The organism is Pseudonocardia nematodicida, assembly GCF_040105385.1.
Lineage (GTDB): Bacteria > Actinomycetota > Actinomycetes > Mycobacteriales > Pseudonocardiaceae > Pseudonocardia > Pseudonocardia nematodicida.
Genome location: NZ_JBEDNQ010000007.1, coordinates 249927 through 262542, shown reverse-complemented (window position 1 = coordinate 262542; position 12616 = coordinate 249927). Strand labels below are relative to the sequence as shown.

Below are 12616 nucleotides of genomic sequence, written 5' to 3'. Positions count from 1 at the left end.
CGGGGTAGAACCGTCGCTCGACCCGAGGAGGTTCCGCGATGTCCGATCCGACGTCACCGGTCGGCCCGGTGGACGCCCAGGCCGTCCCCCGGTTCGCCGGCCCGGCCACGTTCGCCCGGCTGCCGCGGCTGGACGAGGTGGAGCGTGCCGACGTGGCCGTGCTCGGCCTGCCGTTCGACACCGGAGTCTCCTACCGCCCGGGCGCCCGGTTCGGCCCGGCGCACGTACGGGCGTCGTCGAAGCTGCTGCGGCCCTTCCACCCGCCGCTGGGCGTCTCGCCGTTCGCCGCCCAGCAGGTCGCCGACGCCGGCGACCTCGGCATCGACCCCTACGACATCGGCGCGGCGGTGCGCACCATCGAGCAGGCCGCCGACTCGCTGCGGGCGGCCGGGACGACGCTGCTCGCGATCGGCGGCGACCACACCGTCGCGCTGCCGCTGCTCCGCTCGGTGGCGCGCACGCACGGCCCGGTCGCCGTCGTGCACTTCGACGCGCACCTCGACACCTGGGGGCCGTACTTCGGCGCCGACGTCACGCACGGCACCCCGTTCCGCAACGCCGCCGAGGAGGGGCTGCTCGACCCGGCGCGCTGCCTGCACGTCGGGATCCGCGGACCGCTGTACTCCTCGGACGACCTGACCCGCGACGAGGTGCTCGGGTTCCAGGTGATCGGGACCGACGCGTTCCAGACCGAGGGGCTGCCGGCCGTCGTCGAGCGGATGCGGAACCGGCTCGGCACCGGGCCGGTGTACGTCTCGGTCGACATCGACGTCCTGGATCCGGCGCACGCCCCCGGCACCGGGACCCCGGAGGCGGGCGGGCTGACCAGCCGGGAGCTGCTGCACACGCTGCGTGCGCTGGCCGGATGCGACGTCGTGGGCGCCGACGTCGTCGAGGTCGCCCCGGCCTACGACCACGCCGAGATCACCGGGATCGCCGCCGCGCACGTCGCCTACGAGCTGCTGTCGGTGCTCGCCGCGAACCGCGGGAAGGGAGCGTCGTCATGATCGACGTCGCGGTGGTCGTCCTCTACCTGGCGGCCATGATCGCGTTCGGGTTCTGGGGGCGGCGGCGCACCCGGGACCGCACCGACTTCCTGGTCGCCGGGCGCCGGCTCGGGCCGTGGCTGTACTCGGGCACGATGGCCGCGGTCGTCCTGGGCGGTGCCTCGACGATCGGCGGCGTCGGGCTCGGCTACGAGTACGGCATCTCCGGGATGTGGCTGGTCGTCGCGATCGGCACCGGCATCCTGGTGCTGTCGCTGCTGTTCTCCGGCCGGATCCAGCGGCTCGGCGTGTTCACCGTCGGGCAGATGCTGGAGCTGCGCTACGGCAGCGGACTGGGCGCGCCCTCGGGCGTCGTCATGTGGGCCTACACGCTGATGCTGTCGGTCACCTCGACGATCGCCTACGCGACGATCTTCGGCGTCCTGTTCGGCATGCCGCGCGTCCCGGCGATCATCATCGGCGGGGCGGTCGTGGTGATCTACTCGACGCTCGGCGGGATGTGGTCGGTCACGCTCACCGACTTCGTCCAGTTCCTGATCAAGACGGTCGGGATCTTCCTGATCCTGCTGCCGGTGGTGCTGTGGCGGGCCGGCGGCTGGGACGGCCTCGCCGCGGCCGTCCCGGCGGACGCGCTGTCACTCACCGCGATCGGCGGCGGCACGATCGGAACCTACTTCGTCACCTACGGGTTCGGCCTGCTCATCGGGCAGGACATCTGGCAGCGGGTGTTCACCGCGCGCTCCCCCGAGGTCGCGCGCTGGGCCGGGGTCGGTGCGGGCGTCTACTGCCTGGCCTACGGGGTGGCCGGCGCGCTGATCGGGACCGCGGCACAGGTGCTCGTGCCCGGCCTGACCGACCCGGACGACGCGTTCGCCACGATCGTCGAGCAGGCGATGCCGCCGGTGCTGGCCGGGCTGGTGCTGGCGGCCGCCCTGTCCGCGGTCATGTCGACCTCCAGCGGGGCGCTGCTGGCGACGGCGACGGTGTTCAACCAGGACCTGCTCGGCCGGATCCGGCGGAGCGACCCACCGTCCGATGACCACGAGAACACGGCCAACCGGTGGGCGGTGGCCGGCTTCGGCGCCGTCATGATCGTGATCGCCTGCCTGCTGCAGGACGTCGTCGCGGCACTGACCCTGGCCTACGGGATCCTCGTCGGCGGGCTGCTGGTGCCGATCCTGGGCGGGCTGTTCTGGCGGCGCGCGACCCGGGCCGGGGCGCTGGCCGCGATGGCCGTCGGGACGGTGGCCACCCTCGGCACGATGGCCGCGCTGTGCGACCTCTACGCGAACGAGCCGGTGTTCGCCGGGCTCGGGTCCGGCGCGGTCGCGTTCGTCGTGGTGTCGCTGCTGACCCGCCCGACCGGCGATGACATCCGCGCCGAGTGGGACCGCCGGAGCCGCGGCACCGCCGAACGGGCCGGCGCCACGGAGGACTGAGGGACCCGTCCGCGGGCGGCCCGGGTCCGGGTCACCCCGGACGGGCGCCGGTCGGTGCCTGTCCGGCACGACGCGCGCGACCCGGACGTCATGATCATCGAATCGGTTCCGGCCGGTGCCGCCGATGGCACCGACCGGGACCGGAACGTCGATCACGGCGGCCAGGGCCGCCGGACCCGGGCCCGGCCGGCGCCGTCCCCCGGACGCGCGGCGGGACCGCCCGCCCGGGGGACCGTGCCGGTGCGCCTCCTTGCCGCGCGGCGAGCCCGCACCGAGGCTGCCCCCGCACCGTCCCGGCGACCCCTGGAGCGCCCGTGTCCCGACGCCCGTTGCTCCGCGTCCTCGTGGTCGGTGCCCTCGCGGCCCTGAGCGTCGGCCTGACCGTGCCCGCCGCGCAGGCGACCCCGGCGGAACAGGACGGCGAGCAGGTGTTCGTCGGCGTCACGGTGGCGACCGTGTGGACGTCGCCGGACAGCCCCCGACCCGGTGACCGGGCCGCCCTCGCCGCGCCCGCCGACCCGGCGGGCTGGCTGACCTCGATGTCACCCGGCGACCGCCGGGAGCTGACGACGGCCTCGCGGACCCAGACCCAGGCGCTCTACGGCGACCCGGTGCTGGTGCTCGAGCGGCGTCCCGGGTGGGCCCGGGTCGTGGTGCCCGGCCAGCCCAGCGCGAAGGACGACCGCGGCTACCCCGGCTGGATCCCGGACGCGCAGCTGACCCGGGCGGACGAGTTCCGTGGGCTGACGAGCGTGCTGCCCGCCGCGACCGTCGACGGCGTCGCCACCACCTGGCTGTACTCCGACGAGACCCGCACCGACCGGCTGCGCGAGATCAGTGCCGGCACCCGGCTGCCGGTGCGGGCCGGCGGCGGCGAGACCGTGCAGCTCGCCCTGCCGGACGGCGGGCAGGCCTGGGCCGACGCCCGGCACGTCCGGATCGGTGACCCCGAACCGCCCGGCGGCGCGGACCTGGTGCGGACCGCGGAGCTGTTCCTCGACCGTCCGTACCTGTGGGGCGGTCGGTCCGGGTTCGCGCCGGACTGCTCCGGGCTGACCGGGCTCGTCCACCAGCTGCACGGGATCGACCTCGGCCGGGACGCCGCCGACCAGGCCCGCGGCGGGCGCGACGTCCCGCGGGACGCGCTGCAGCCCGGCGACCTGTTGTTCTGGGGCGACCCCGCCACGCACGTCGCGATCTACGCCGGGGACGGCACGATGATCGAGGCCCTCGACGCGGCGACGCCGGTGCACCGCACCCCGGTCCGCGACGACTGGACCTCCGCCCGCCGGTACCTGCCCGATCCCGCCTGAGCCGGGCCCGGCCACCACCGTTCCCCGCCGAGTGGCACCTCAGGTGTCCCGCGCGCCCCGGTCCGAACACGGGGTGTGCCACTCCGCCGCGGTGGGAGCGTGTGACCGATCCCCCCGCGCCGGACCGGCTCGCGACGGCCCCCGATGTGCCTACAGTGACCGGCGTGCCGACGACCGCCCGTACCCGCACCGACGCCTGCCCGGGCGTGGTCTCGCCGCACCTCGCGGCGGACGGCGCGCTGGCCCGCGTCCGGCTGCCGGGCGGGGTGATCACCGCAGGCGGACTGCGCGCGGTGGCGCAGCTGGCCCGCGACGCCGGTGACGGCGCGGCCCATCTGACCTCGCGCGGGAACCTGCAGCTACGTGGCCTCGACCCGGGCGATCCGCGCCCGGTGCGCGTGCTCGGCGGCGCCGGGCTGCTGCCGTCGACCACCCACGAGCGGGTCCGCAACGTCCTCGCCTCACCGTGGTCCGGGATCGCCGGCGGGATCGCCGACGTCCGCGGGCTCGCCGCCGACCTGGACCGGGGCCTGTGTGCCCGCCCGGCGCTCGCCGCGCTGCCGGGCCGGTTCCTGTTCGCCCTCGACGACGGCCGCGGCGACGTCGCCGGGGAACGTCCGGACGTGTGCTGGGCCGCGACCTCCCCGACCGCGGGTGAGCTGCTCGTGGCGGGCACCGGTACCGGCCTGATCTGCGCGCCCGCGGACGCCCCGGCCGTGCTGCTGGACGCCGCCGCGGCGTTCCTGGACCTGCGCGCCGAACACGCCGGGGACCCGGAGACCCGGGCCTGGCGCGCCCGTGAGCTCCCGGACGCGGCTCGCCGCGTCGCGCACGCACTGGGCGGTCCGTTCCCCGCCGTCGACCGGGCATCTCGCCCGCGCCGCGAGCAGGTCTCGAACGTGACGGCCGGCTCGCCCACCGATCTGGCGTCGCAGCCCCGCCCCCGGCGGGGCGCGAAGGTGACCTCCGGCCCTTCCGCCGACCCCGCGTCACGTTCCCGAGCCCAGCCGGGCGCGAACGTGACGGCCGAGCCCCGTCCCGGGGGAGGACCGGGTGCGAGCCGGGCCGTCGGCGAGCTCGGCGGCGGCGCCGTCGGGGCGGCGCCGGTGCTCGGCGAGCTGTCGGCCACCCAGCTGGAGGTCCTCGCCGGGCTCGCGCCGGAGCTGATCGTCACCCCCTGGCGGACGCTGGTCCTGCCCACCCCGCACGACACGGCGGCGGTGCCCGACCGTCTCCGTGAGGCCGGGCTCGTCGTCGACCCCGGCCATCCGGCGCTGCGGGTCGGGGCCTGCGCCGGCCGTCCCGGGTGCGCGAAGTCGCTGGCCGACGTCCGCGCGCACGCCCGGGAGCTGATCGCGGCCGGTCCGGCGCGGCCGGTGTACGTCGCCGGCTGCGGCCGCCGGTGCGGGGCCCCGCACACCGGGCACGTCGACGCCGTCGCGACCGGACCGGACAGCTACCTGGTCGACGGGATCCCGGCCCGGCCGGCAGGCATCATCGACCACAGCTCCGTCGACCACAGCTCCGTCGACCACGGCTCCGTCGAACCCGAACACCGCACGAATCAGGAGGGTCAGCGCTGAGCGCCCACGAGTACCTCACCGACGGCGCCGAGATCTACCGGCGCTCGTTCGCGACGATCCGCGCGGAGGCGGACCTGTCCGGGCTCCCGCCCGGGACGGCCGACGTCGCCGTCCGGATGATCCACGCCTGCGGCCAGGTCGACCTGACCGCCGACATCGCCGCATCGGACCACGTCGTCGAGAACGCGCGGCGCGCCCTGCAGGCCGGCGCGCCGATCCTCTGCGACGCCATGATGGTCGCCTCCGGGGTCACCGCCGCCCGGCTGCCCGCCGGCAACGAGGTGCTGTGCCTGCTGCGCGACCCGCGCGTCCCCGAGCACGCCGCGCGGATCGGCAACACCCGCTCGGCGGCCGCGCTGGAGCTGCTCGCCGACCGGTTCGACGGCGCCGTCGTCGCGATCGGCAACGCCCCGACCGCGCTGTTCCACCTGCTCGACCTGATCGACCGCGGCGCGCCCCGCCCGGCCGCGATTCTCGGCATCCCGGTGGGCTTCATCGGCGCCGCCGAGTCCAAAGAGGCCCTCGCCGCACGCGACGACCTCGAGTACCTGGTCGTGCACGGCCGTCGCGGCGGCTCGGCGATCACCGCCGCCGCGCTCAACGCGCTGGCCCACGAGCAGGAGATCATCGCGTGAGCGGAGACACCGGCACCCTCTACGGCGTCGGCCTCGGCCCCGGCGACCCCGAGCTGACCACGATCAAGGCCGCGCGCCTCGTCCGGGACGCCGACGTGATCGCCTACCACTCCGCCCGGCACGGCCGCTCCATCGCCCGCCGGATCGCCGAGCCGCACCTGTCCGGCACCGCGATCGAGGAACCGCTGGTCTACCCGGTCACCACCGAGACCACCGACCACCCGGGCGGCTACCAGGGCGCGATCGACGAGTTCTACGGCGAGGCCGCCGCCCGGCTGGCCGCGCACCTGGACGCCGGCCGCGACGTCGTCGTGCTCGCCGAGGGCGACCCGCTCTTCTACGGCTCCTACATGCACATGCACAAACGGCTCGCCGTCCGCTACCGCACCGAGGTCGTCCCCGGCGTCACCTCGATCAGCGGCGCCGCGGCCGCGCTCGGGCAGCCGCTGGTGGAGCGGGACGAGGTGCTGACCGTGCTGCCCGGCACGCTGCCCCGCGACGAGCTCGCCCGCCGGCTCGCCGACACCGACTCGGCCGCGGTGCTCAAGCTCGGCCGCACCTTCACCACGGTGCGCGACGCGCTCGCCGACGCGGGGACCCTCGACCGCGCCCGCTACGTCGAACGCGCCACGATGGACGGTCAGCGCACCGGCAAACTGTCCGATGTAGACCCTGGTGGGGTTCCGTACTTCGCCATCGCGCTGGTCCCCGGCGAGGTCGCCTCCGCGGTGCCGGGCGATCATGGGCCCGGCGCCGTCGCCGACGAACGGCACTCCCGTGGCACCGGCGGGAGCGAGGGACACGGCGGGGCCCCGGGGCTCGGGGAGGTCGTCGTCGTCGGTACCGGGCCGGCTGGGCGGGACTGGCTGACCCCGCAGGTCGCCGCCGCGCTCTCGGTGGCCGACGACCTCGTCGGCTACGGCCCCTACCTGGACCGGGTGCCGCCGAACCCGCGACAGGTCCGGCACCCGTCGGACAACCGGGTGGAGGCCGAGCGGGCCGCGCACGCGCTGGACCTGGCCGCGTCCGGACGCCGGGTCGCGGTCGTCTCCGCGGGCGACCCCGGGGTCTTCGCGATGGCCACCGCGGTGCTGGAGGTCGCGTCCGGGCCGAAGTACCGCGACGTCGGAGTCCGGGTGCTGCCCGGCCTGTCCGCCGCGCAGGCCGTCGCCGCCGCGGCGGGCGCCCCGCTGGGTCACGACCACGCGATGATCTCGCTGTCCGACCGGCTCAAGCCGTGGGACGTGGTCGCCGCCCGGCTCGCCGCCGTGGCCGCCGCGGACCTCGCGATCGCGATCTACAACCCGCGCTCGAAGGCCCGCCCGTGGCAGGTCGGCGCGGCCCGCGACGTCCTCCTCGAACACCGTGCCCCGGACACCCCGGTGGTCCTCGGCCGCGACGTCGGCGGCCCCGGCGAGCGGCTCGTGGTCACCACGCTGGCCGAGCTGGACCCCGAGCAGGTCGACATGCGGACGCTGGTGATCGTCGGGTCGTCCACCACCCGGGTCGTCGAGCGCGACGGCGGCCCGGTGGTCTTCACCCCGCGGCACTACGGCACCGGGACGACGACCGGCTGACCCGCTACTGTCCGCCTGGTGACGACGACGGTCCGCCGGCTGGGCCCCGATGACTGGGAGCTGGCCCGCGCGGTCCGGCTCGACTCGATCCGCGACGGGTTCGGCGGTGACAGCGACTTCCTGCGCGAGGAGGCCGCACTGGACGAGGTCGCCTGGCGCGAGGTCCTGCACCGGCACGCCCGGTTCGCCGCGCTGAGCGACGACGGCGGGGGCCGGGCGGCCGTCGGGACCGTCGGCTGGCGCCCGCACCGCAGCGGTGGCGCCGACGCCGGTCATCTCTACGGCATGTGGGTGCACCCGGAGCACCGCGGTACCGGGCTCTCGAGGCTGTTGGTCGGGGCCGTCGTGCACCTGTCCCGCGAGCAGGGCTATGCGGCACTGGATCTGAAGGTCGAGCCGGCCAACGCGCACGCGATCGCGGTCTACCGGCGCATCGGGTTCGCGGTCGTCGAGTCACCGCCGGGTGGCCTGGTCGTGATGCGCTGCCCGCTGCCCTGACGGTCCGGTCGGAGCACCCGGGCCAGCTCGTACAGGTCGACGATCCGCAGGTCGGACGCGACCCCGACCCGGGTGGAAGGATCTGCAGGCGATGCTGCTCGACGACCTCGACACCCCGTTCCTCGCGCTGGATCCGGCCGTGCTGGAGCGCAACCTCGCCGCCGGCGCCCGGCGGGCCGCGGCCCGCGGGCTGGCCTGGCGCCCGCACGCCAAGACCCACAAGAGCCTCGCGGTCGCCCGCCGCCAGCTCGCGCACGGCGCCACGGGGCTGACCCTGGCCACGGTCGCCGAGGCCGAGGTGTTCGCCGCCGGCGGGTGCGACGACCTGTTCCTCGCCTACCCGGTGTGGGCCGCCGGGCCGCGGGCCGACCGGCTGCGCGCGCTGGCCGGCCGGGCCCGGCTGACGATCGGGGTCGACTCGGCCGACGGCGCGACCCGGCTCGCCGCGGCACTGCGCGGCGCCCCGGCCCAGGTGCTGGTGGAGGTCGACTCCGGGCACCACCGCACCGGCGTCGTGCCCGACCGGGTCGGTGCCGTCGCCGCCGCGGCCGTCGCGGCCGGGCTGGAGGTGGTGGGGGTCTTCACCTTCCCCGGGCACGCCTACGCGCCGGGCGCCCGCGCCACCGCGGCCGCCGACGAGGCCGCGGCCCTCGAGACCGCGGCCGCCGCGCTGGCCGCGGCCGGGATCGAGCCCCGGGTCCGCAGCGGCGGCTCCAGCCCGACCGAGGGGCTCTCCCCGTCGAGCGCGTCCCGATATCCGGTGAGCGAGACCCGGCCCGGTGTCTCGGTGTTCGGCGACGCCCAGCAGGTCGAGCTGAACGCGGCCGGGTTCGACGCGTGCGCGCTGACCGCGGTCGCGACCGTCGTGCACGCCCGTGACGGGCACGCCGTGCTCGACGCCGGCAGCAAGACCCTCGGCGCGGACCGGGCCCCCTGGGCGTCCAGCTACGGCCGCCTGCCGGCACATCCCGACGCCCGGATCACCGCACTGTCCGAGCACCACGCCACGGTCTCGTTCGGCGATGCCCCGGTGCCTCGCCCCGGCGAACGGGTCCGGGTGCTGCCCAACCACGTCTGCAACGCCGTCAACCTCGCCGACGAGCTGGTGGTCTGCGAGGGCGCCACGGTCACCGACCGCTGGCCGGTCGACGCGCGCGGGGCGAACACCTGATGCGCGCGGTCCTGGTCACCGGGTTCGGCGTACAGCCGACCGTGGAGCTGGTCGCCGGCCTGCGGGTCCGGCCGGACGCCGTCGTCGTGCGGGTGGAGGCGACCGGGCTCTGCGCGAGCGACCGCTTCGGCTGGCTCGGCCACGACGCGGGAGTGCAGCTCCCGCACGTCCCGGGGCACGAGCTGGTCGGCCGGATCGTCGAGACCGGGTCGCGGGTGCACCGGTTCCAGGTCGGCGACCGGGTGACGACGCCGTTCGTCTGCGGCTGCGGCACCTGCGACGAGTGCCGGTCCGGGAACTCCCAGGTGTGCCCGCACCAGGAGCAGCCGGGGTTCACCCACCCCGGCTCGTTCGCCGAGTACGTGCAGCTGCGGTACGCCGACCACAACCTGGTCGCGGTGCCCGACGACGTCGACGCCGGCGGCGCCGCCCTGCTCGGCTGCCGGGTCGCGACCGCCCACCGGGCGCTCACCGGGCGCGGCGGGGTCCGGCCCGGCGACCGGGTCCTGGTGCTCGGCGCGGGCGGGGTGGGGCTGTCGGCGGTGCTGATCGCCTCGGCGCTCGGTGCGGAGACGGTCGTGGCGGACCCGTCGCCGGAGGCTCGCGCCCGGGCTGCGGAGCTGGGCGCACTGTCCACCGTGGACCCGATGGCCGGTCCGGACGCGGTACGCGAGGCCGTCGGCGACGGCGGCGCCCGGCTCGCGATCGAGGCCGCCGGACGTCCCGAGTCGCTCGATCTGGGGCTCCGGGCGCTGCGACGCCGGGGCACCCTGGTGCAGGTCGGGCTGCTGTCCGCTCCCCCGGCCGTCCCGGTGCCGGACATGATCGCCCGGGAGCTGACGCTGACCGGCAGCCACGGCATGGCCGCCGCCGACTACCCCCCGCTGATGGAGCTGGTCGGCACCGGCCTTCTCGACCCGGGCCGTCTGGTCACCCGCCGGATCACCCTGGACGAGGCCCCGGCCGCCCTCGCCGCGGGTCCGGCACCTGGCGAGGTCACCGTCATCGAGCCCTGATCACCCGTTCCGGAGCGCAGCGCTCGCCGCGCGAACGATCCGCTCCGGAACCGGCGATCATCGCGGGCGGCGGCCCGGTCGGCTCCCGAGCAGCCGGTCGATCGCGGCGTCGACCGTCGGCTCTGACCGGACCCCGTCCGGGAGCGGCGGCCGGTCGACCATCACCACCGGGACCCCACGCTCCCGGGCCACCGTCAGCTTCGGTGCCGTCGCCTCCCCACCGGAGTCCTTGGTCACCAGCACGTCCGGCCGCACCCGGTCGAACACCGCGCGCTCGGCATCGAGACCGAACGGACCGCGGTCGAGCAGCAGCGTGTGCCGGGACGGCAGCGGCGGGTCCGGCGGGTCGACCGAGCGGATCCAGAACGCGGCGTCGAGCTGCGCGAAGCACTCCAGCCCGCCCCGCCCGGTGGTCAACAGCACCCGGCCGTCCGGGCCGGGGAGGAGACCGGCCACCGCGCCGGCGGCCGCGGCGACCGAGCGGACCCGGTGCCACCGGTCCTCCGGCCCGGCCGTCCACCCCGGGCGGCGCAGCACCACCAGCGGGATCCCTGTCGCCGCGCACGCCGCGGCGGCGTTCGCCGTCATCCCGGACGCGAACGGGTGGGTCGCGTCCAGCACCGCCGCGACCCCGCCGGCCCGCAGCCAGGCCGCGAGCCCGCCGGCGCCGCCGAACCCGCCGACCCGCACCTCACCGGCCGGCAGCGACGGTGCCCGCACCGCACCGGCCAGCGACGACACCACCCGGACCCCGTCCCGGCCGGCCAGCGCGGCCGCCGCCGCCCGGCCCTCGGTGGTGCCGCCGAGGACGAGCACCGTGCCGGCGGACGCCGTGCGGGAATCGCTCACGGCGGCCAGGGTAGGCGGATGGCGATCACGACCGTGGTGTTCGACGTCAACGAGACGCTGTCCGACCTGACCCCGCTGGAACGGAAGTTCGTCGAGCTGGGCGCACCGGAGCGGACCGCGCCGTACTGGTTCGCGAGCACGCTGCGCGAGGGCATCGCGCTGGCCGCCGGCGGCGAGCTGCGCACCTTCGCCGAGATCGGCCGGGCGACCGCGGCGCAGCTGCTGCGCCGGCACGGCGTGCGCTGGGCCGACGTCCGCGCGCAGGAGATCCTCGACGCGTTCGGGGAGCTCCCGGTGCATCCGGACGTGCACACCGGGGTCGCCGCGCTGCGGGCGGCCGGGCTGCGGCTGGTCACCCTGTCCAACGGCGCCGCGGCGGTCGCGGAGAAGCTGCTCGGCGACCACGGGCTGCGCGAGCAGTTCGACCGGCTCCTCTCGGTGGAGGACGCCGGGGTCTGGAAGCCCGCCCCCACTGCCTACGAGCACGCGCTGCGGACCTGCGGGGTCGGCGCCGACGAGTCGGTGATGGTCGCGGTACACCCCTGGGACCTGCACGGCGCGGCACGGGTCGGCATGTCGACGGCCTATCTGGACCGGGCGGGAGAGCCCTGGCCCGGATACCTGACACCGTCGCCGACGTTCACGGTGCGCGCACTGCCCGATCTGGCCCCGCACCTGAGCTGAATTGCCGAACCAGCAACAGAGTTTGCCGGGCTGGCGACCACCGGGTCATCGTGAGCGCATGACCTCCACCCCACCCGAGCACGACGACCCGGTCGACTTCTGGGAGGCCGTGTACGCCGGCCGCGACCGCGGCGCCGAACCCCGGGTCAACGCCCGGCTCGCCGAGATCGCCGCGGACCTCCCGCCCGGCGACGCCCTCGATCTCGGCTGCGGCCCCGGCGGCGACGCCCTGTGGCTGGCCCGGCACGGCTGGCGGGTCACCGCCGTCGACATCTCGGCGACGGCCACCGGCCGGCTGACCGCGCTGGCGGCCGGGCTCGGGCTCGCCGACCGGGTCCGCGCCGAGCGGCACGACCTCGCCGAGACGTTCCCCGACGGCCGGTTCGACCTGGTCAGCGCCCAGTACCTGCAGACCCCGTTCGACCTCCCCCGAGACCGGGTGCTGACGACCGCGGCCCGCGCGCTGCGCCCCGGCGGCCGGCTGATCGTGGTCGACCACGGCTCGGTCGCCCCCTGGTCCTGGTTCCAGGACCGCGACGTCCACTTCCCCACCCCGCAGGAGATCCGCGACGGCCTCGACCTCGGTCCGGACGGCTGGACCGTCGAGCGGGCCGAGACACCGCGCCGGACCGCGACCGGCCCCGGCGGGCAGACCGCCGAGGTCGTCGACCACGTCCTGGTACTGCGCCGGGACCCCTGACCCGGATCCCCTGACCCGGCACCCGCAGCCCGGCCGTGAGCTCCACCGGCGCGACCACCGACACCTGCCGCGACCCGTGCCCCGCCGCCGACGGGTCTCGGCGGGGCACCGCGGCGACCCGCGAACGGGGCGGCGTCGGCTGCC

General features: G+C 76.4%; 12 protein-coding genes. 11 read left to right on the top strand and 1 reads right to left on the bottom strand.

Annotated elements, in window-relative coordinates; translation table 11 throughout:
- Window positions 1-38: 38 nt before the first annotated feature.
- From speB to WIS52_RS18425, 9 genes are all read left to right on the top strand, one after another.
- The gene (gene speB / locus WIS52_RS18465; RefSeq protein ID WP_349299523.1) at window positions 39-1007 is read left to right on the top strand and encodes an agmatinase; all 969 of its coding nucleotides are present in this window, start codon (window positions 39-41) and stop codon (window positions 1005-1007) included.
- Complete coding sequence (locus WIS52_RS18460) at window positions 1004-2446, top strand: sodium:solute symporter family protein (protein ID WP_349299522.1); 1443 nt, start codon at window positions 1004-1006, stop codon at window positions 2444-2446. Before speB ends, WIS52_RS18460 begins: the two co-directional genes overlap by 4 nt.
- A 314-nt stretch (window positions 2447-2760) precedes the next feature.
- Complete coding sequence (locus WIS52_RS18455; RefSeq protein ID WP_349299521.1) at window positions 2761-3759, top strand: C40 family peptidase; 999 nt, start codon at window positions 2761-2763, stop codon at window positions 3757-3759.
- 164 nt (window positions 3760-3923) lie between these two features.
- Window positions 3924-5342: a precorrin-3B synthase gene (locus WIS52_RS18450; RefSeq protein ID WP_349299520.1), complete on the top strand. Its 1419-nt coding sequence runs from the start codon at window positions 3924-3926 to the stop codon at window positions 5340-5342.
- Window positions 5339-5977 carry a precorrin-8X methylmutase gene (locus tag WIS52_RS18445; RefSeq protein WP_349299641.1) on the top strand — a complete coding sequence of 213 codons (639 nt, stop codon included), beginning with the start codon at window positions 5339-5341 and terminating at the stop codon, window positions 5975-5977. The genes WIS52_RS18450 and WIS52_RS18445 overlap by 4 nt, the downstream gene beginning before the upstream one ends.
- On the top strand, window positions 5974-7554 hold the full coding sequence (locus WIS52_RS18440) for a precorrin-2 C(20)-methyltransferase (protein WP_349299519.1): 1581 nt from the start codon (window positions 5974-5976) through the stop codon (window positions 7552-7554). Before WIS52_RS18445 ends, WIS52_RS18440 begins: the two co-directional genes overlap by 4 nt.
- Before the next feature lie 18 nt (window positions 7555-7572).
- Window positions 7573-8052 (top strand): GNAT family N-acetyltransferase, encoded by a 480-nt coding sequence (locus WIS52_RS18435; RefSeq protein ID WP_349299518.1) that lies wholly within the window; start codon window positions 7573-7575, stop codon window positions 8050-8052.
- 91 nt (window positions 8053-8143) lie between these two features.
- Complete coding sequence (locus tag WIS52_RS18430; RefSeq protein ID WP_349299517.1) at window positions 8144-9223, top strand: alanine racemase; 1080 nt, start codon at window positions 8144-8146, stop codon at window positions 9221-9223.
- Entirely contained in the window at window positions 9223-10239 is a 1017-nt protein-coding gene (locus WIS52_RS18425; RefSeq protein ID WP_349299516.1) for an alcohol dehydrogenase catalytic domain-containing protein, read from the top strand. Before WIS52_RS18430 ends, WIS52_RS18425 begins: the two co-directional genes overlap by 1 nt.
- 57 nt (window positions 10240-10296) lie before the next feature.
- Here the strand turns inward: WIS52_RS18425 and WIS52_RS18420 are convergent, their stop codons facing one another.
- Entirely contained in the window at window positions 10297-11088 is a 792-nt protein-coding gene (locus WIS52_RS18420; RefSeq protein WP_349299515.1) for a cobalt-precorrin-6A reductase, read from the bottom strand.
- An 18-nt stretch (window positions 11089-11106) separates the two neighbouring features.
- Here WIS52_RS18420 and WIS52_RS18415 point away from each other — a divergent pair, with 18 nt between their 5' ends.
- Window positions 11107-11772 carry a haloacid dehalogenase type II gene (locus tag WIS52_RS18415; protein WP_349299514.1) on the top strand — a complete coding sequence of 222 codons (666 nt, stop codon included), beginning with the start codon at window positions 11107-11109 and terminating at the stop codon, window positions 11770-11772.
- Between the two features lie 58 nt (window positions 11773-11830).
- Window positions 11831-12472 (top strand): SAM-dependent methyltransferase, encoded by a 642-nt coding sequence (locus WIS52_RS18410; protein WP_349299513.1) that lies wholly within the window; start codon window positions 11831-11833, stop codon window positions 12470-12472.
- The last annotated feature ends 144 nt before the right edge of the window (window positions 12473-12616 follow it).